The following is an 18,994-nucleotide window of genomic DNA, read 5'->3' on the forward strand; positions in this document are numbered from 1 at the left end:
TCTCAACAAATTTTTAAAAGGTTTGTCCGGATTAGAAAGTACATTTTTTCAACTGATAATCGCAATGTTGGTTATGGCTATCTATACCGGAATTACAACCGGACGGGTACTGCATATACCAACCGGACATGATGTAATACTGGTAGGTACAGTCGGAATATTGCATACCGGCATAGCCTGCTACATATATTTTTCATCTATGCAGAAACTCCCCGGACAGACAATTGCTATCATGAGCTATATTGATCCTGCATCTACTTTGATTTTCTCTGCTATTTTTCTGCAGGAAAGGTTAACGATACTTCAAATTGTCGGTGCACTTTTGATCTTAGGTGGAACAGCGTTCAGCCAGCTATCCAAGGTTCACCGACAATCAATAGAACATGGCATTAATGCGTAATTCATACCCTAGTTTAAGATTCTTCAGTCGCTGCGCTCCTTCAGAATGACAGGGATACAGTCATCCTGAGCGCTCCTTGTAACCTGTCATCCTGAGCGAAGCGAAAGATCTTGCGAAGCGAAGTATCTTATGTCCCATCATTAGCAAAACGTAGCCTTCACCCTGCATAGCATTCAAGGCCTCCGTATCAAGATTTGCGAACGAGTCTCTCGGTAAGGAGGAGAAACATGCATAAACGATTAGGAGTATTGACCGGCGGCGGCGATGCTCCCGGTCTTAACGCCGTGATTCGCGCTGTTACCCGCTCAGCCTTGCGCCAGGGTTGGGAAGTAATAGGGTTTCTCGACGGTTATGCCGGTTTAATCGAAGATAGAAACGTAATCCTAACCAGCAACTATATCTCCGGCCTCTTACATCGCGGCGGGACGATTCTCGGTTCCAATAACCGCGATAACCCCTTCCACTATCCCGTATATACAGATAAAAGTGTCGAGTATCGGGATATGTCTGACCAAGCCGTGGCCAATCTGCAGCGGAATAGGATAGATTGTCTTATCGCCATCGGCGGCGACGGCAGCCTGGCCATTGCCCACGAGCTGGCCCAAAAAGGAGCCCGGGTAATCGGCGTTCCCAAGACTATTGACAACGACCTCTTGGCCACCGACCAAACCTTTGGCTTTGACACCGCTGTGACCACAGCCACCGACGCTCTAGACAAACTCCACACCACAGCCGAATCCCACCATCGAGTCATGATTCTGGAGCTTATGGGTCGCGATGCCGGTTGGATCGCCTTAGTCAGCGGTATCGCCGGCGGGGCCGACGTAATCCTGATTCCGGAAATACCGTGGCATCTGGACAGGGTCATGGCCAAAATCAATGAACGTCGAGACGAAGGTAAGCATTTCAGCATCATTGTAGTGGCCGAAGGAGTGAAAGATCCGCAAGGTAAGCCTGTCATTAGAAAAGAAATACCCGGTGCCCATACCAGGTTTCGCTTAGGCGGCATCGGGTCTGTTGTAGCCGAACTCATCGAGAATGCCAGCGGCATCGAATGCCGGGCCACTGTGCTGGGGCATCTGCAGCGGGGCGGCTCCCCTTCAGCCTTTGACCGGGTCCTGGCCACTCGCTACGGAGTTATGGCAGCCGAACTGGCCATGTCCGGCCAACACGGACTGATGGTCTGCCTTAAAGGTCAAGACATTAAAGCTGTCCCCATCCACCGGGTTGCTCGCGGTACCCGCGCCGTACCGGCCAACGGTCAACTGGTACAAGCCGCCCGGGCCCTGGGAATCAGTCTTGGTGGATAAAAAGTAGATCCCTCAATTCATCTGCCACCTCAAAGGCGTTTTTACCATTAACCTTATGTTGGATTTTTGCCCTTTTTAAGGTTCGGCCAAAGTACTCCATATCAAGACTTATATCCTCTAAATAATACATTTCGTTTTCCTCTGTTAAAGGTGATTCCATGGGCCGAGTGTAGTCATCGTAAAATACAAGCCTCTTTAGGATGTTCTTAGCCCTATCCCTTAACGCTATTGTTATAAGGCTGTCGTCCTTTTTAATGATTCTCCAATAGCTATCCATCAACCCGCTGGGCGGCATAGCGATAATAAAGTTATCATCATTTTCCCGCAATATTTTCCGCAAAACCACACTTACATTCTTTCTGTAGCTATATTCACTAAACCATTTCCTCTTCAAGAAGGTTATATAACTATTAAAATACTTCTCCACCTCAAAATCAAAATCAAAGAATTTGTAACCCACTTGGTCTGCCAGTATCCTGCCAACAGTGGATTTGCCAACACAGGACACGCCTACGAGAATAATCTTCATCAAATCAACCCTCCTAGGCCTCCTTGATTCATTCAAGGGGGCGGCGTAAAACACCTATTTTACAGCCAAATAAGGCATGATGGAAACATAAATTGGTTCTTTAGTGCTTTAGACAATGTAGGAAAAAGGAAAGACGGGGTTGCGTGACGGCCACATACTTCATTGTGGGTGTAAATAACATGCTGGCCTTTTTCTTTACAACCGGTTACGTATAAACAAAAGCGGCTCTACCCTTAGAGCCGTTTAGGTTTCTTGTTTGGTAGCCCTATGGGGAATCGAACCCCAGCTTCCGCCGTGAGAGGGCGGCGTCCTGACCGCTAGACTATAGGGCCACGGTTTGGTGCCAGAGATATTATATCATTTGCCTCTATCCGCGTCAATGATGATTGGGCCGCGGGCATCAACTTTCGGCTATTGGAAGGAGGACTTTACGTCCGGGCTCTCGAATATTATAGGTTAGTCGTACAAGTGCTGGACAATCAGCCGAGGAGGTGAGGCCAAGGAAACCTAACGGATATCGGATCACTTCATTTTTGAGCATGTTTAGAGGAGGTTCAAAGAATGCGTAAGGTTTGGGCTTTAGTCTTAGTGTTAGCCTTGCTGCTAACCGGACTGGTCGGTTGTACTAAGCCGCCAGTGGAAGAGCCTGCCGGTGAGCCCGGCGAAGAAAAATACAAGATCGGGCTAGTTACCGGTACAGTGTCCCAGGGTGAGGATGAATACAGAGCAGCGGAAAAAATGGTGGCAAAATACGGTGACATGATCACTCACGTCACTTATCCGGACAACTTCATGCAAGAACAGGAAACCACCATCGCTCAGATCACCGGCTTGGCTGATGATCCTGAAGTTAAGGCCATTGTTATTTGCCAGGCTGTGCCAGGCAGCATCCCGGCTTTACAGCGGGTCAAGGAAAAGCGTCCCGACATTATCTTTGTGTTCGGAACCCCGCACGAAGATCCGGACATGGTAGCTGAATATCCAGACATAGCCTTTGATCCCGACCAAATGGCTCGTGGCGAAACCATTGTCAAATTGGCTAAAGAAATGGGTGCCACCCACTTCCTCCACTATTCTTTCCCGCGCCATATGGCCATGCCGCTATTGGCCCAGCGGAAAGATATCATGGAGCAGACCTGTAAAGACGTAGGATTGGAATTTGTATTTGCCACTGCTCCCGACCCCATGAGCGACGTCGGTGTCACCGGGGCGCAACAGGCCGTGCTGGAAGACGTTCCGCGTCAAGTAGATAAGTATGGCAAGGATATCGCTGTCTTTAGTACCAACTGTGCTATGCAGGAACCATTGATTAAGGCTAGCTTGGACACCGGTGCCATCTTCCCCGAACAGTGCTGCCCATCGCCTACCCACGGCTATCCCGGCGCACTGGGTATTGAGATTACTCCGGAACAAGCCGGTAATATGCCTGAGATTATTAACGCCATCAACGACAAGATTGTGGAAAAAGGCGGTGCCGGTCGCTTCGCCACCTGGCCGGTATCGGTGAACATGCTGTTTGTAGAAGGCGGCGTGGAGCTAGCCAAGGATGCCATTGAAGGCAAGATCGACCTCAAGGACACCGTGGCTGTGCAGAAGAAACTGGAGGAGATCTCCGGTACCACCATTACTCTAAACAAATATAAGGAAGACGGCAATTTCCTGATGCTGGTGGCTGGATCGATTATCTTCGGTGAGGGCGAGCTTGCCAAATAGCCACCTGAGGGAAAGCCGGGTAGCAAATCTGCCCGGCTTTCCTTAATTAACAGCCAAGATTTAAAGGAGAGTAAGCGATGGCTGGACCGCTACTTCAAATGCGGGATATTAGAAAACAGTTTTATGGTAACTATGTACTGAAGGGAATCAACTTAGATGTATACCCGGGGGAGATCCATGCCTTGCTGGGCGAGAACGGAGCCGGGAAATCCACGCTTATGAATGTACTCTTTGGCATGCCGGTGATCAAGGAGACCGGCGGTTTTGAGGGCACTATCCTCTGGGAAGGACAACCTGTTTCCATTACTTCCCCCAGCCAAGCAGTAGATTTGGGCATCGGTATGGTACACCAGGAATTCATGCTCTTGCCTGGATTTACGGTAGCCGAAAACATTAAACTCGGGCGTGAACCACTGCGCGAAACATTGTTGAGTCGTGTCCTGGGTGAGCGGATGTCTAGGGTGGATCAGCAGAAAATGCGTGCTGATGCCCGCTCGGCCTTAGACCGTCTGGAGGTCACTTTGGACGAATGGATACCTATTGCCGGTATGCCGGTGGGCTATAAGCAATTTGTAGAAATCGCCCGGGAAATCGATAAGACCCACGTTCGGTTGCTGGTTCTGGACGAGCCCACTGCGGTTCTCACGGAAAGCGAGGCCGAATTACTGCTGCAGGCTATGCGACGCTTGGCGGCCCGGGGTATCAGTATATTGTTCATTACTCACCGTCTGGATGAAGTAAAGGCGGTGGCTAACCGAATCACTGTGCTGCGCGACGGTGAGATGGCTGGCCTTCTGGACGCGGAGAAAACTTCGCTGGTGGAAATGGCCCAATTAATGGTTGGGCGCAAAATTGAAGCACTGGACCTGCCCCCTCGCACCCAACCTATGTCTGGCGAAGACATGTTGGTGGTTAATAACCTGGCGGTGAACATGCCCGGTGAACGGGTACAGGGGCTCAATCTTACCATCAAACGCGGTGAGATTCTGGGCATCGGCGGGCTGGCCGGACATGGCAAGGTAGGAATTGCCAACGGTATTATGGGGCTGTACCCGGCTAAAGGAGATGTTTACCTGAAAGGCGAAAAGATGCCGCTGGGGAACAGTCTATGGGCCCTCCGCCATGGCTTGGCCTTTGTGTCTGAGGACCGGCGTGGTGTGGGGCTGCTGCTGGATGAGCCCATTTCGGAGAATATCACCCTTACCGCCATGCAAGCCCAAGGCAAGTTTCTGCACCGTTTTCCCGGCAATATTCATTTCCGTCACGGCCGCCAGATTGAAAAGTTTACCCGCGAGATGATATCTGCCCTGGACATTCGTTGCACCGGACCGCACCAGTTGGTACGGCGCCTGTCCGGCGGTAATCAGCAGAAGGTCTGCATCGCCCGGGCCATGGCCCTAGAGCCGGAGCTTCTCTTTGTCTCCGAGCCAACCCGCGGTATTGATGTGGGTGCCAAACGCCTAGTTTTGGACCAGTTGGTGGACATTAACCGCCAGCAGGGCGTGACGGTAGTTATTACCTCCAGTGAACTAGCGGAACTGCGCCAGGTGGCCGATCGAGTAGCTATTGTCTACGGAGGCCGGTTGGCTGGAATCTTGCCCCCCACAGCCAGCGATGCTGAGTTTGGTCTGCTCATGGCCGGCAAGGGGAAAGAGGCGGTGGGTCTATGACGGATCGCTTAAAATATTTATTACACCATATTGGCATACCCCGGCTGATTATTTTTGCGTTCATTGTTGGTTTGTTGGTTTTAGCCACTGTCAGTGGACTACAAGTGCGAAAGTTGATTTCTGACTCGCTGGTGCGGATAGGAATGAACGGTGTCTTAGTTTTGTCCCTGGTTCCGGCGATACAGGGCGGTCTGGGGATGAATTTCGGCCTTCCCTTGGGCGTTATTTGCGGCCTGCTGGGATCGGTTACCGCTGTGGAGTTTAATTTGAGAGGTTGGGCCGGATTTTCGGCCGCCATTGGCTTTTCTATTCCTCTGGCTATTGTGGCCGGCCTGGGGTACGCCTGGTTACTGGAGCGGGTTAAAGGCCAGGAGATGATGGTGGGAACGTACGTGGGCTTTTCGGCCGTGGCCGGCATGTGCATTGCCTGGCTGTTACTGCCTTATAAGAACCCCATGATGGTTTGGGCTGTAGGTGGCACCGGTCTCAGGACCACGGTCAGTTTGGGCGAACATTACGCCAAATTACTAAATAACTTCCTCTCTTTTCCGCTGGGCGGAATTGTCATTCCAACAGGATTGCTGCTTTTCTTCCTCTTAGCTTGTACCTTGTGGTACTTGTTTTCGCGCACCCGTACCGGTATGGCCCTGAGAACAGCCGGTAGCAACGAATTATACGCTATTTCTTCCGGCATTAATGTTAGGCGGATGCGCTCGCTGGCGGTGGTATTGTCCACGGTCTTGGCCGCCATCGGCATTGTGGTCTATGCCCAAGCCTACGGTTTTATTTCGCTCTATAACGGCCCCTTATTGATGGCCTTCCCGGCGATTGCAGCCGTTCTGTTGGGCGGTGCTTCCGTCCAACGAGCCAGTGTGAGCAATGTAGTTTTGGGCACCATACTGTTTCAGACCATGCTCACCATTGCTTTGCCGGTGACAAGTTCTGTAATTGAAGGCGATATTTCAGAAGTAGCCCGGGTGATTATCTCCAACGGGATGATCCTGTATGCGTTAACCCGGCCCACGGGAGGGAATTAAATGCCTGCCAAGACTGCTGTACCGTCGGTAAGCGATACCAAACCCCAACTAAATAGACTTAGACAGTTGCGCCTAAATCCAGTGGTACTGATGTTTGTGCTTTTGTGTACAGCCGGCATTCCTGCCACCGGCCTTTCCCTTACTTGGTTGGCCGAAGAACTGGTCGCCCGGATGGCCCGAAACTCTTTTCTGGTGTTGTCGCTCTTGATTCCGGTTTCGGCCGGTATGGGACTCAATTTCAGCATTGTGCTGGGGGCCATGGCAGCTCAAGCGGCAATTATCGCCGTTACCCATTGGCACATAGAAGGGATCGGCGGCTTACTATTGGCAGCGGTGTTGTCCACACCCGTGGCCATACTGTTAGGCTATTTGGTGGGACAGCTATTTAACAAAGCTAAGGGGCGCGAGATGATCACCGGTATGATTGCCGGTTTCTTCGCCAACGGTATTTATCAACTGGTGTTTTTGTTTGGGGTCGGGACAATAATTCCGATGAAAGACGACAAGCTTATGCTCCCCAGCGGTATTGGGATGCGAAGTGTTCTGGACTTGAAAGGAATCCGCATGGCTCTGGACAACTTGGTCCCTATTTGGCCGGGCGGTATCAAGATTCCCATTATGACCTTTGTGGTGATTGCGCTGCTGGCGTGGGGAATTACAAAACTAATGCAAACCAAACTGGGCCAAGATTTCCGGGCTGTAGGTCAGGATATGAGCGTAGCAGCCGTGTCTGGAATCAACGTGGATCGGACACGGATTATCGCCATCATTTTGTCTACTGTATTAGCTGCCTGGGGACAGCTGATATTCATCCAAAATATCGGTACTTTGAACGTGTTTAACAGCCACGAACAAGTGGGTACCTTTGCCATTGCTTCCTTGCTGGTGGGCGGCGCGTCGGCATCACGAGCTACTATTGGTCAAGCTCTGTTGGGTACACTTTTGTTTCACACTTTATTCGTCGTTTCACCGCGGGCCGGTCAGTCCCTTTTGGGCAGTGCCCAAATCGGTGAGTATTTCCGTGTATTCATAGCCTACGGTGTTATCGCCGTAGCCCTGGCCCTGCACGCTTGGGAAAGCAAGAAAAAATAGGGCTGCCCTTTGGCACCGTACCCTATTAGCCCCGGCTCGGCCGGGGCTTTTGTCTTTATTGTAACATTTTGGCCAGTAATGACGCGGTTAGATTTTGAAACTCCGGCGCTTGGATAAACTTCCAGAACAATTCCAGCTGTGATGCGGACAAATCCGACAGTGCCTCGGCTTCCGGATCTGCATTGAGCCGACTCTTGGTCAGGGCCAGGATCTTCTGAAAGACTTCGATCCCTTCCTTGGTTCTTTCTGTTAACTGGACGGCTGTTCCCAGCACTTGGTCGGCTCGTCCGCTCACCACCGCTTTGCGCACAACCACCTTACCCTGAGCGGCCAAGGTGTTAGGCTCTGGTTCCGGTTCTACACCGGCGTTGTCTGGTTCCGACTCCGGTTCAGTTAGTATGGTGTGAGCTACGCTCTCGTCTTGCATCACTTCGGCCGGCATCAGCGGTGCCCCTTGCAAGAGCCTAGCATCAACAAACACATTATGAACCTCGTCCATAGTCCCCACCTCCCCGTTCTTTTTTACCCCTGTTGTCATTACAGTATTCTAAGCTGGCTCCAGTGGTGAAAGCACTTTATTGTTCAGACCTGAATACTGTTAAGAAGCAGAACGTTTTCTGAGGAGGTAACACCAGATGGGAGAAAAAATGAACGAGCTGACGGACAATCTGGCGAAGCTGGTCAAAGAGCAAGGTCTGTCGCCGGCTCAAGCAGTGTTGAAAGCCGGTATCAGCCTGGACAACAAGTCAAAGCTGTTGGAGCTGGCTCAAGAAGTGGGTATAGTTGATCAACCTCAATCCGACTCAACGTCGCTGCAGCAAATGGCCCAACAGCTGGTAGCGGGACTAGATCCGAATACTAAGCAGTCACTGGCCTCTTTTTTAAGCGAGGTGATAGCAGAAAGTAATGTGGGAGCTCCGCCGACCGAAGTACAGCAATTCCTGGCTAATCTAGTGCCGAATCAGGAATCGGACAGTTAACTGTTGAAGCCCTGGCCTAGGCCAGGGCTTCAATAGCTAGTGGTCTACCACAGGTGCAGGTACATCTACCGAAAGCCCCCACAGCAGCAGCAAGCAATAAGGATCAGGAACAAAATGATAAAGAATAGGATCAAAATCCACCAGCAACTGTTTCCGCCAAAGCCCAGGCCCTCTGCCATAACGGTTTATCCCCCTTTGCACTTACTACGGAGTAGTTGGTCTCCTCCACTATCAGAAGTATGCTTCAGGGGGATAATTTGCTACTTTGCCGGCGACAAAACTGTATTTACTAGCTCAAAATCCACGGTATCTACCAAACCACGGTTAGTGATTCTAAGTTCCGGCAATACCGCCAATGGTAGCAAGGCCATGGTCATAAAAGGAGAGATGAGCTGGCAGCCCAGCTCCCGAAAAGCGGCTTCCAGAGCCTGAACTTGGTTGTCCACTTTTTCCACCGGTTCCGGCGACATCAGACCAGCAATGGGGAGGGGCAAAAGCGCCAGCACGGTACCATTTCGCACCGCTACCATGCCACCGCCGCAAGCCACCAGGGTATTGCCGGCCACAGCCATGTCGGCTTCGTCGGTACCCACAACAAGAAGATTGTGGCTGTCGTGGCCCACAGTGGATGCCACTGCTCCCCTGGTAAAACCAAAACCGGTGACATAACCCAGCCCCCTGGTACCAGATCCACTATGGCGTTCAATAGATGCCACTTTCGCCAAATCCTGAACCGGGTCGGCATAAAGCTTACCTTGCCGAGCTTCCACTTGGGCCCTACGGCTTAACGTCCCCACCTTGGCCTCCATAATCTCGATAACGCGAACAGCAACCGGTCCGGACGCCACCGGAGCCGGAATAAGAAAATCTGCCTCCGTCAGGGTGTCCTTGATCTGGACCGAATTCTGCACCCACTCGGGATAGGGATAAGGGGGCAATTCTACCAGGAGGCGGCCCTGCTTAGCCACTATTTCTCCGTCCACCATCACTATTTCCGGTTCGAATGCGGCCAAATCCGGCACGAACAGAATATCGGCACAACGACCGGGAGCAATGCTGCCCAGATCGCGGCTAACACCAAAACATTCGGCCGCATTTAGGGTTGCCATTTGAATCGCCCGGATGGGATTAACTCCCTCCTCAATAGCCCGGCGCACCACATGGTTCAGATGCCCCACCGTAAGCAACGTGTTGGGATGAGTATCGTCGGTAACCAGTACCGCCCGCCGGCTGTCGATATTATGTTCGGTGATACTTTTCACTGTGGCTTTAATATCATGCCAAGCCGAACCTTCGCGCAGCTTAGCATACATACCCAGCCGCAGGCGGGCCAGGGCATCCTCGGCCCGAGTGCCTTCGTGGCAGGAAGAGATACCGGCAGCGGCATAAGCCTGCAATCCTATCTCTGTCTCCGGGATGGAATAGTGGCCGGTAATTACTTTACCCGCCTCTAGGGTAGCCTTCAGCTCCCCATGTACATTGGGATCACCGTTTAAGACCCCGGGGAAATTCATCATCTCACCCAGGCCGATAATACCCTCCCAGGTCATGGCCTCAGCCACTTCTTTGGGGCCGATGACAGCCCCGGCGTCCTCAAAGCCTGGTGCCGCCGGTACGCAAGAGGGCATGGTGCTCAGAACTTTAAGGGGCAGGTTTTTCCCTTCCTCCACCATCAGCTTAATCCCGCGCATACCGAGTACATTGGCTATTTCGTGCGGGTCCATGAAAATGGTGGTGGTGCCGCGCGGCACTACCGCCCGGGCAAACTGAGTCACGCTCACCATGCTGGATTCCACATGGATATGGCCGTCCACCAGGCCCGGAACCAAGTAGTAGCCACTGGCATCCATAACCGCAGTCTCAGGACCGATAGTGTGCTGGGCCGGCCCCACCAGCACAATCCGGCCGGAACGGATGGCCACATCAGCTGTTATGGTTTCCGCGGTAAATACGTTGACCACTTTCCCACCGGTAAGAACTGTATCCGCCTTTATTCTCCCTTGAGCCGCAGCAGCCAGCTCAGCCGTCAGTTCGGCCAGGGGACGACGTTTGACTTGATACACGGCCAGGCCTCCTTCTTTACGCTACTGTATCGCGCTGGCGCGGAAAAGCCTCGTATTCCTTGTTATCTATAATTGCCTTCAGGTGCTGAACTAATGACCAGACGTCATGAAAAGTTACATAGAGGGGAACAGGGGCCAGCCGAATAACATTAGGCGGGCGAAAATCCGGGATTACTCCCCGCTGCTTAAGAGCGGCATTGATACGTACGGCTTCTTCATGTTCTACCGCCACGTGACCACCGCGGCGCTCAGGATTTCGAGGAGTACCGACCCGGTAATTATAAGGCGGCCGGCTCAGCTCCGTATCCAGTAGATCCATCAAGTAAGAAGTAAGCGCCAGCGATTTAGCTCGTAGCCTCTCCATACCTGCCTCAGCGAAGATCTGTAGCGATCCCATGAGAGGGGCCACGCTCAAAAGGTGTGGCGAGCCGATTTGCCACGCCCCGGCACCCTGGGCAGGAACAAAATCCAAGGCCAGGTCAAATTGCTTCTCTTTCCGGTAGCCCCACCAACCGGCCAAACCGGGCAGACGGTCAAAGTGTTGGCGGTGGACAAATAGCCCCGCCACCGATCCCGGACCGCCGTTTAGATACTTATAAGTGCACCAAAAGGCAAAATCCACCTCCCATTCATGCAGCTCATGGGGTACAGACCCAGCCGAATGGCTAAGATCAAATCCAATGATGATGCCGCGGGCATGAGCCTCTTGTGTCAACCGTTTCAGGTCCAACAACTGGCCGCTTCGGTATAGTACAGACGGTAATACTGCCACCGCTACTTCATCAGTCAGGGCGGCAACAATATCGTCCTCCTCAAGGGTCCTGTTGTCACGGGAATTCACCAACACCAATCCCTGATCCGGATCAAGACCCAGCAGCCGCAGTTGGCTCTCTAAGGCATACTTGTCCGACGGAAAATTTAGTTCGTCGGCCACAATCTTAAATCTTTGCCGGGTGGGCCGGTAGAAGCCGGCCATAAGATTATGCAAATTGCTTGTAGTCGACCCGGTAATAATAACTTCCTCCGGCTCGGCCCCCACAAGAGCAGCTAACTTTGCGCTCAACTCTTCCGATAGATAAAACCACGGTGGCGCTGCCTGGGTCCACCCGTCGATCCCCAACTCTTTCCACTCCGTTAGCACTCTAAGCAAGCTTTCTTCGGCATCGCGTGACAATAATCCTAAGGAGTTACCGTCCATATAAACGGTTCCCGGCGGGAGATAAAAGCGCTCCCGGAACCTAGCTAACTCGTCAGCCTTATCTAGTTCCCGGGCGTAGCTTTCACCCTCTACGGCTTCACTCTTAATAGAAGGCATACGTTTCTCCCCTTTCGACCCAAATTCATTAACCCAATCGGGCAACTTAACGTTTTTGACATGTTCTTGTTACTGCCACACAGGAAGAGTCTGGATCCTTCGCTTCGGCTAGAATTTCCATGCGTTATCGTTTCCTGTCATTCTGAAAGAGCAAAGCGACTGAAGAATCTTAAACAAGATCCTTTCGGCCAAGCCTTCCGGATGACAAAAGAGCACTGTTTCCATGGCAATCATAATGTTGACCATCTTTCATGCTTTGACTTTTTCGCCCCTGGCTAGGGAGCTTTGGGATCTGATCTTAGCTTACGAATACTGTGGTCACCACCATGTGGTTACCACGTTACCTGATTACCTGGCAAATAAGGGGCGGCGCCGACACCGGCTCCGGAACAATAGTGTAAGCCGATAAGACTTCGCTTACGGCTGCCCGGCCCCGGACAGAGTCGTTGGTATGTACCTCTGCCAGCAAATCTCCCTGGTGTACCTTGTCCCCCACTTTACCTTGCACCACAATTCCCACTGCCAGATCAATGACATCTTCTTTTCTCTGGCGGCCGGCTCCCAGCGCCATGGAGGCCTGGCCGATCTTGTCCGCCACCAGCCGAGCCACGTAACCGCTGGACGGTGCCGGCACCGGCAGCTTAAACTGCGCCTGGGGCAAAAGCTCATGATCCACCGCTTTAAGGTCACCGCCTTGAGCCGCCACAAACTCACGAAACTTCTCCCAGGCAGCACCAGTAGTCAACAATTCTTGCAAAACTCGTTCCCCTTCATCTACCGAGCCTGTTCGGCCGGCCAAGGTTAGCATATGAGCGCCTAAAGTCAGGGCCAGGGCAGTAAGATCAGCCGGTCCCTTGTTTTGTAGCGTCGCAATGGCTTCTTTTACTTCCAGCGCGTTGCCCACGGCTGTACCCAGCGGCTGATCCATGTTGCTGATTACAGCCACCGTCTGCCGACCCACACTGGTTCCAATGTCTACCATAGCTTGAGCTAAAGCCTGGGCAGACTGTAAATCCACCATAAAAGCACCGGAGCCGCACTTTACATCGAGTACAATGGCATCGGCACCGGCGGCAATCTTCTTCGACATGATGGAACTGGCGATCAGAGGAATACTGGCCACTGTAGCTGTGACATCGCGTAAAGCATAGATTTTCTTGTCCGCTGGGGCTAGGTTCCCTGTTTGCCCGGAAACCACCAGCCCTATCCAGTGTACATTAGTTAGAAATTCCGCTTCCTGCAACTCCACCCTAAAGCCGGGAATGGATTCCAGCTTGTCAATGGTCCCGCCGCTATGGCCCAGCCCCCGTCCGGACATTTTCGCCACCGGCACCCCGGCCGCGGCTACCAGCGGCCCCACCACCAAAGTGGTTTTGTCCCCCACGCCGCCGGTGCTGTGCTTGTCCACTTTAATTCCGGGTATGCTAGACAAATCCAGCACATCGCCAGATTTGGCCATGGCCATGGTAAGAGCCGCCGTCTCTGCCTTAGTCATCCCGCGAATATAAGTACCCATGAGAAAGGCCGCCATTTGATAATCAGGAATATCACCGGCTACATAGCCGTTAATCAAGAACTCGATTTCGACCGCTGTAAGTTCCCGGCCGTCTCGCTTCTTCGCGATAATATCCAGTGCTCGCATGTTTGGGGCAACAGCTTGTTAGCTGCTACCCAGCACCCCCTTCCCTTGTAGGGCTTTCGCCTGTCGTTAAAAGACACGCCCCGCTGTGTGAAAGGCTACAGAAATGAGGCATGGTCAAAATTGTCATCCTGAGCCAAACCCAGGCCAAGGATGTTAGACCGTTGTCAAAATTGTCATCCTGAGTGAAGCGAAGGATCTGTGACTCGCCCCCCGGAAACAATCTGGATGCTGGCACTGGCGCCGATGCGGCTGGCACCGGCTTCGATCATCGCTATGGCATCAGCATAAGTACGGATTTTACCGGAGGCCTTGACCCCAATCATAGGCCCCACAGTCTCGCGCATCAACCGCACCTGATCAGCCTTAGCTCCAGCCGTACCAAAACCAGTGGAGGTCTTAACAAAATCGGCCCCGGCCGCCACCGCCAGTTGGCACGCTCTAACGATTTCCTCAGCGGTAAGGTAACAAGTCTCCAAAATCACCTTTACCAGCGCTCCAGCGGCCACTTTCACCACGGCTTCTATGTCCCGGCTTACATCATCAAAGCGCCCCTCTTTTAAGGCTCCAATATTAAGGACCATATCCAGTTCCTCCGCACCGTTTCGAACCGCTTCCTGCGCTTCGGCCGACTTGGTTTCACTGGTATTAGCCCCCAAGGGAAAACCGATAACTGTGGCCACCTTAACCGGTGTCCCCTGCAGCTCGCTGCAGGCTAATTTAACATAACATGGCTGCACGCAAACGGCCCCGAAGCCATAGTCCTTGGCCTCTTGGCACAGCTTCTTGATATCGGCACCGGTGGCTGTAGGCTTAAGCAGCGTATGGTCGATCGTTGGAGCCAGTTCACTGCACTGCACCTTATAACCCCCTCTACTTGATCATGCCTGGACCCGCTGAAGTCACTTACTATCACAATACTCATTGTATAGAATCAAAAGCCCTGCGCCTATTACAACCAATCCAACAATCCCAAAGGTAACCCCTCCGGTATCAATGAGAGCCGACATAAATTTCCCCGGAGGATCGTTCCAGCCCCTCATGTTCGGCAGATAGATAGCAGTTCCCAGGTAAATAGTGCATAAAATCATCGTACCTGCCAACGTGAGCACACTTCCAAGGCATAACCGCACCTTAGTCTTCACCGAACCATCCCTCCCCCTCAACCATTCCCTGTGAATAATTCTAACATGCAGGAGCGAATAAAGAAACAAGATACGGCCGGTCGCTGTGGGTACTAGCCAGAATCGCTAACTTGTATTAGAATAATCTTGGTAAGGGGAGTAGCTAGGGCAATACGCTCGGACAAGCCAACAACACGGGATGATGAGTCCTGGTTTGTCCTCTGCTCACAGGCAGACAGCAAGACCTTAGACGCCTGCTTCGGAGTAGGCGTTTAAGGTCTTGTTTTTGTCAGTAAGATCGTTCGGAAACCCGGGCGCCCGCAGAGATCCACCCCTACATGAAACTGCAATATCTGGTAGGAACAATTCTAGAAGGAGGTTATCTGTTGCAACCCTGGCATTCTTGGTCCGCGCGCAAAGCAGCCCATGAGCTGAAGACAAGCCTCAAGAGAGGCTTAGATGCTCACCAAGCCGCCCTACGTCTTCAGCAGTACGGCCCTAATGAGCTTAAAGGGGAAGAAGGTCTGCCCCTCTGGCGCCAGGTGCTGGCTCAGTTTCAGGATTTTCTTATTCTGATTTTGCTCGCCGCCGGCGCGGTTTCCTTTCTGGTCGGTGAGCGTACCGATGCCACCCTGATTTTCCTCATTGTAGTAGTAAACGCCATCTTAGGCCTGGTTCAAGAAGGACGAGCCGAGAAAGCGCTCAAAGCGCTAAAACAAATGGCCGCGCCCCAGGCCTCTGTGATTAGAGACAATCAAGCCTTGAACATCCTGGCCCGTGACCTCGTCCCCGGCGATGTGGTGCTCCTGGAAGCAGGCACGGTGCTTCCCTGTGACATACGGCTGTCTGAGACAGCCAGCCTGAAAGTGGACGAGGCCGCCCTCACCGGGGAGTCGGTTCCAGTGGAAAAAGACGCCAAGTCAGCTTTAGCCGAAAAGGTTCCCCTGGCCGACCGGGTAAACATGGCTTACATGGGGACCACCGTTGTCTACGGGCGGGGGCAAGGTGTGGCTGTTGCCACGGGGATGGATACGGAGATGGGCCGTATTGCCGGCCTGCTGGTGGATACCGGTGAAGGCAATACGCCGCTACAGGATCGTCTTGACACTTTGGGCAAGATCTTAGGTGCCATCACTCTGGTGATTTGTACCCTTGTATTTCTGACGGGAGTTATCAGGAGAGGACAGGCCGGACCTGTCATGCTAGATATGTTCTTGGTAGCGGTAAGCTTGGCTGTAGCCGCCATCCCGGAAGGACTGCCGGCAGTGGTCACCATTGTGCTGGCTTTAGGTATGCAGCGGATGGTGGCCAAGAATGCCATTGTTAAGAAGCTCCATGCAGTGGAGACTTTGGGATCCACCACCGTTATCTGTACCGACAAGACAGGAACTTTGACGCAAAACAAAATGGCCGCCGTGGCCCTCTGGGCCGGCGGTAAAATGTACAAGGTATCAGGTTCAGCCTATACCGGTGACGGCAGTATTTCACTGGGGGAAAAAGCCATCCACGTGGCTCACATGCCGGAACTGAAACTGGCCTTGATGGCAGCGGCGTTATGCAACGACGCCCAAGTGAAGAAGGTCGGAGATCGAGCGGAGCTGATAGGCGATCCGACCGAGGGGGCCCTGCTCGGCTTAGCAGCCAAAGGTGATCTTTCTGCCGCCAGCCTCCAGCAGGAATTTCCCCGCCTGGCCGAAATCCCGTTTGATTCGCGCCGTAAGCTCATGAGCACTGTTCACCCTGCTGCTGACGGCAGCTACGTGGTGCTCACGAAAGGTGCTCCCGATATTGTTCTTAGCCGCTCCCGGCGACTGCTGCTAGACGGCCAGGAAATAGAATTGACCCCTCAGTTGGCGCAAGAAGTCAAGGAACAAAATGCCTTCCTGGCTCAGAAGGCCCTGCGCGTGCTAGCCGTAGCCTACCACCGGCTCCCAGTACTGCCCCCGCCGGCCCAACTGGGAGCAGTAGAAGAAGACCTGGTTTTTCTCGGTTTGGCCGGGCTGAAGGATCCGCTGCGTGAAGAAACCAAACCGGCGGTGGAAAAATGCCGTATTGCCGGGATTCGTACCGTTATGATCACCGGCGATCATCCCACCACTGCTTACGCCATCGGGCGGGAATTAGGACTAACCGACGGTGCCGGCGTTCTTACCGGCAGTGAGCTGGACGAGCTTACACCGGCTGAACTCAAGGAGAAAGTAAAGTCAGTAAACGTCTATGCCCGAGTAGCACCGGAGCATAAGAGCTCTATTGTCCAGGCGCTGCAGGAGCAAGGTCATATTGTGGCTGTCACCGGCGACGGAGTCAACGATGCTCCGGCCCTTAAGCAGGCCGATATCGGGGTGGCCATGGGTATCACCGGTACCGATGTGGCCAAAGGCGCAGCTGACATGATCCTAACTGACGATAACTTTGCCAGCATTGTGCGCGCTGTGGAAGAGGGCCGCGTTATCTATACCAACATCCGTAAATTCGTCTATTTCTTGCTGTCCTGTAATGTTGGTGAAGTGCTTATTGTCTTCTTGGCCGAACTTTTTGGCCTGCCTCTGCCGCTGCTGCCGGTACACCTACTCTGGCTTAACCTTTTAACTGATGCCTTCCCAGCCTTGGCCTTAGGGGTGGAACCGGCCGAACCGGGTATCATGAACCAAGCGCCCCGCCCGCCCCAAGAACCGCTGCTGGATCGGAAAATGGTGAGCGGCATTGCCCTGCAGAGTATTGCTTTGACAGTAGCCGTACTAGGTGTGTTTGCGGCTTCCTTAACTGACCACAATTTAGAAACCGCCCGCACCATGGCTTTCGCCACGTTGGTGCTGGCAGAACTACTTCGTGCGTTTACCAGCCGGTCGGAGAATCTTACCATCTTCCGCCTGGGGCTGTTCACCAACCCCACCTTGCTGCTCGGGACATCCCTATCGGCAGGCATGTTCCTGCTCACCTTATATGTTCCCGCTTTAAAGACTATCTTTCACACCACTTCCATTACTCCAGCCATGTGGCACCTGGTTTTGCCGGCGGCTCTTCTCCCGGCAGCCGTGGCAGAAATCAAAAAGACCCTCTTTCCTGCCCGGCGCCACCGTGTCCCCGCCGGCCGTAGCTCCCAAGCCTAGGCCAAGAACACTGACCAAACTTCAAAAAGGGGCCGTGCTTCAAGCACAGGCCCCTTTTGAGCTATTTATCTCTGCTCAAAGACCAGATTCCGGTGCAATTCCCCATTACATCTTAAGCGCTCCTCCTACGGTAACGGATACCTGCCGTCCCAAATAATCCGGCGGTAATTCACCGGATCCGTATCCCCCTCAGTACTAATAACCAGTACGCTGGAATATTCATCTAACCCCAGTTTTTCTTTCAGTTCGGCACACTCCTTCTCACGCAGCAGCAGGGAGAGAAGCCCGATTCCCACCGAACCCGATTCACCGGCCACCACCCGTCGATCATCCTCCAGCGGATTTGCCAAAATGCGGATGCCTTGGGCAGCAACATAATCAGGGCAGACAATATATCCATCAGCAAAAGAACGTAAGATGTTCCAAGCAACAGGACTGGGCTCCCCACAGGAGAGACCGGCCATGATGGTGTCCAAATCCCCTTCTACCTGTTGCGGCTGTTCATCCCCCACCAGAGCCGAGGCGAAGATGCAAGCTGCCTTCTCCGGCTCCATAATTACAGTCTTAGGATATTGCTCTCCATCACGGTTCACCAAGTAACCTAAAATAGTGCTGGCAAATGAACCCACACCGGCCTGCAAGAACACATGGGTGGGCTGGGGCAGGCCCCCACTTTCCAACTGGTCATCAATTTCAACTGCCATGGTGGTGTACCCTTGCATGATCCAACGCGGTATTTCTTCGTACCCCTCCCAAGCGGTATCCTGGATCAAATACCAACCGTTTTCCGCCGCTGCCTTCTTCACCAGGCGAACGGTATCATCGTAGTTTACAGCGGTAACCACCGCCTCAGCTCCCGTTTCTTCAATGGCTTCCACTCGCCGCCAGGCAACACCGACAGGCAGATACACCACCGCCCGCTGGCCCAGTTGCTGCGCCGTCCAAGCCACGCCGCGCCCATGATTCCCGTCAGTGGCCGTGGCAAAGGTTACCTCGCCCAGCTTCCGCCGCA

Annotated in this window: 16 protein-coding genes and 1 tRNA gene; 8 read left to right on the top strand and 9 right to left on the bottom strand. The window is 53.0% G+C overall.

Annotated features, from left to right (window positions below; translation table 11 throughout):
• Nucleotides 1-400: DMT family transporter (locus tag GX016_05785; protein ID HHT71070.1), on the top strand; the 400-nt coding region annotated here is incomplete at its 5' end.
• A 227-nt stretch (nucleotides 401-627) separates the two neighbouring features.
• Entirely contained in the window at nucleotides 628-1,710 is a 1,083-nt protein-coding gene (locus GX016_05790; GenBank protein ID HHT71071.1) for an ATP-dependent 6-phosphofructokinase, read from the top strand.
• Here GX016_05790 and GX016_05795 read toward each other — a convergent pair.
• Complete coding sequence (locus GX016_05795; GenBank protein ID HHT71072.1) at nucleotides 1,694-2,242, bottom strand: hypothetical protein; 549 nt, start codon at nucleotides 2,240-2,242, stop codon at nucleotides 1,694-1,696. The two genes, GX016_05790 and GX016_05795, sit on opposite strands and share 17 nt — an antisense overlap.
• A gap of 254 nt (nucleotides 2,243-2,496) precedes the next feature.
• Nucleotides 2,497-2,571 (bottom strand) — tRNA-Glu (locus tag GX016_05800).
• A gap of 229 nt (nucleotides 2,572-2,800) precedes the next feature.
• On the opposite strand from GX016_05800, the gene GX016_05805 reads away from it, so the two are divergent.
• The 4 genes from GX016_05805 to GX016_05820 all read left to right on the top strand — a co-directional run bounded on the left by GX016_05805 (nucleotide 2,801) and on the right by GX016_05820 (nucleotide 7,751).
• Nucleotides 2,801-3,952 (top strand): DUF3798 domain-containing protein, encoded by a 1,152-nt coding sequence (locus GX016_05805; GenBank protein ID HHT71073.1) that lies wholly within the window; start codon nucleotides 2,801-2,803, stop codon nucleotides 3,950-3,952.
• Nucleotides 3,953-4,029: 77 nt separating this feature from the next.
• Nucleotides 4,030-5,622, top strand: a complete 1,593-nt coding sequence (locus GX016_05810; protein HHT71074.1) for a sugar ABC transporter ATP-binding protein — start codon at nucleotides 4,030-4,032, stop codon at nucleotides 5,620-5,622.
• Nucleotides 5,619-6,659 (top strand): ABC transporter permease, encoded by a 1,041-nt coding sequence (locus GX016_05815; protein ID HHT71075.1) that lies wholly within the window; start codon nucleotides 5,619-5,621, stop codon nucleotides 6,657-6,659. The genes GX016_05810 and GX016_05815 overlap by 4 nt, the downstream gene beginning before the upstream one ends.
• Nucleotides 6,660-7,751 carry an ABC transporter permease gene (locus tag GX016_05820; GenBank protein ID HHT71076.1) on the top strand — a complete coding sequence of 364 codons (1,092 nt, stop codon included), beginning with the start codon at nucleotides 6,660-6,662 and terminating at the stop codon, nucleotides 7,749-7,751.
• Between the two features lie 55 nt (nucleotides 7,752-7,806).
• Here GX016_05820 and GX016_05825 read toward each other — a convergent pair whose 3' ends face one another.
• Nucleotides 7,807-8,250, bottom strand: coding sequence for a hypothetical protein (locus tag GX016_05825; GenBank protein ID HHT71077.1), 444 nt, complete (start codon nucleotides 8,248-8,250; stop codon nucleotides 7,807-7,809).
• A gap of 136 nt (nucleotides 8,251-8,386) precedes the next feature.
• On the opposite strand from GX016_05825, the gene GX016_05830 reads away from it, so the two are divergent.
• Nucleotides 8,387-8,731: a hypothetical protein gene (locus tag GX016_05830; GenBank protein HHT71078.1), complete on the top strand. Its 345-nt coding sequence runs from the start codon at nucleotides 8,387-8,389 to the stop codon at nucleotides 8,729-8,731.
• 260 nt (nucleotides 8,732-8,991) lie between these two features.
• Here the strand turns inward: GX016_05830 and ade are convergent, their stop codons facing one another.
• The 5 genes from ade to GX016_05855 all read right to left on the bottom strand — a co-directional run bounded on the left by ade (nucleotide 8,992) and on the right by GX016_05855 (nucleotide 14,893).
• Complete coding sequence (gene ade, locus GX016_05835; GenBank protein ID HHT71079.1) at nucleotides 8,992-10,800, bottom strand: adenine deaminase; 1,809 nt, start codon at nucleotides 10,798-10,800, stop codon at nucleotides 8,992-8,994.
• Between the two features lie 10 nt (nucleotides 10,801-10,810).
• The gene (gene kynU / locus GX016_05840) at nucleotides 10,811-12,109 is read right to left on the bottom strand and encodes a kynureninase (GenBank protein ID HHT71080.1); all 1,299 of its coding nucleotides are present in this window, start codon (nucleotides 12,107-12,109) and stop codon (nucleotides 10,811-10,813) included.
• 340 nt (nucleotides 12,110-12,449) lie between these two features.
• On the bottom strand, nucleotides 12,450-13,751 hold the full coding sequence (locus GX016_05845; GenBank protein HHT71081.1) for a pyrimidine-nucleoside phosphorylase: 1,302 nt from the start codon (nucleotides 13,749-13,751) through the stop codon (nucleotides 12,450-12,452).
• Between the two features lie 173 nt (nucleotides 13,752-13,924).
• On the bottom strand, nucleotides 13,925-14,608 hold the full coding sequence (gene deoC, locus GX016_05850; GenBank protein ID HHT71082.1) for a deoxyribose-phosphate aldolase: 684 nt from the start codon (nucleotides 14,606-14,608) through the stop codon (nucleotides 13,925-13,927).
• A gap of 42 nt (nucleotides 14,609-14,650) precedes the next feature.
• Nucleotides 14,651-14,893, bottom strand: a complete 243-nt coding sequence (locus tag GX016_05855; protein HHT71083.1) for a hypothetical protein — start codon at nucleotides 14,891-14,893, stop codon at nucleotides 14,651-14,653.
• Nucleotides 14,894-15,210: 317 nt separating this feature from the next.
• Between GX016_05855 and GX016_05860 the strand changes: the two genes are divergently transcribed.
• Nucleotides 15,211-17,982 (top strand): cation-translocating P-type ATPase, encoded by a 2,772-nt coding sequence (locus GX016_05860; GenBank protein HHT71084.1) that lies wholly within the window; start codon nucleotides 15,211-15,213, stop codon nucleotides 17,980-17,982.
• Between the two features lie 125 nt (nucleotides 17,983-18,107).
• Here the strand turns inward: GX016_05860 and GX016_05865 are convergent.
• A partial coding sequence (locus GX016_05865) for a diaminopropionate ammonia-lyase (protein ID HHT71085.1) occupies nucleotides 18,108-18,994 on the bottom strand: 887 nt, incomplete at its 5' end.

The organism is Bacillota bacterium (assembly GCA_012837285.1).
GTDB lineage: Bacteria > Bacillota > DTU030 > DUMP01 > DUMP01 > DUNI01.

Bases quoted from the DNA above. Each gene is read 5' to 3' on its own strand.
- kynU (HHT71080.1), bottom strand. From the start codon at position 12,109: ATGCCTTCTATTAAGAGTGAAGCCGTAGAGGGTGAAAGCTACGCCCGG.
- GX016_05830 (HHT71078.1), top strand. From the start codon at position 8,387: ATGGGAGAAAAAATGAACGAGCTGACGGACAATCTGGCGAAGCTGGTC.
- GX016_05825 (HHT71077.1), bottom strand. From the start codon at position 8,250: ATGGACGAGGTTCATAATGTGTTTGTTGATGCTAGGCTCTTGCAAGGG.
- GX016_05820 (HHT71076.1), top strand. From the start codon at position 6,660: ATGCCTGCCAAGACTGCTGTACCGTCGGTAAGCGATACCAAACCCCAA.
- GX016_05845 (HHT71081.1), bottom strand. From the start codon at position 13,751: ATGCGAGCACTGGATATTATCGCGAAGAAGCGAGACGGCCGGGAACTT.
- GX016_05815 (HHT71075.1), top strand. From the start codon at position 5,619: ATGACGGATCGCTTAAAATATTTATTACACCATATTGGCATACCCCGG.
- GX016_05810 (HHT71074.1), top strand. From the start codon at position 4,030: ATGGCTGGACCGCTACTTCAAATGCGGGATATTAGAAAACAGTTTTAT.
- GX016_05860 (HHT71084.1), top strand. From the start codon at position 15,211: ATGAAACTGCAATATCTGGTAGGAACAATTCTAGAAGGAGGTTATCTG.
- GX016_05790 (HHT71071.1), top strand. From the start codon at position 628: ATGCATAAACGATTAGGAGTATTGACCGGCGGCGGCGATGCTCCCGGT.
- GX016_05805 (HHT71073.1), top strand. From the start codon at position 2,801: ATGCGTAAGGTTTGGGCTTTAGTCTTAGTGTTAGCCTTGCTGCTAACC.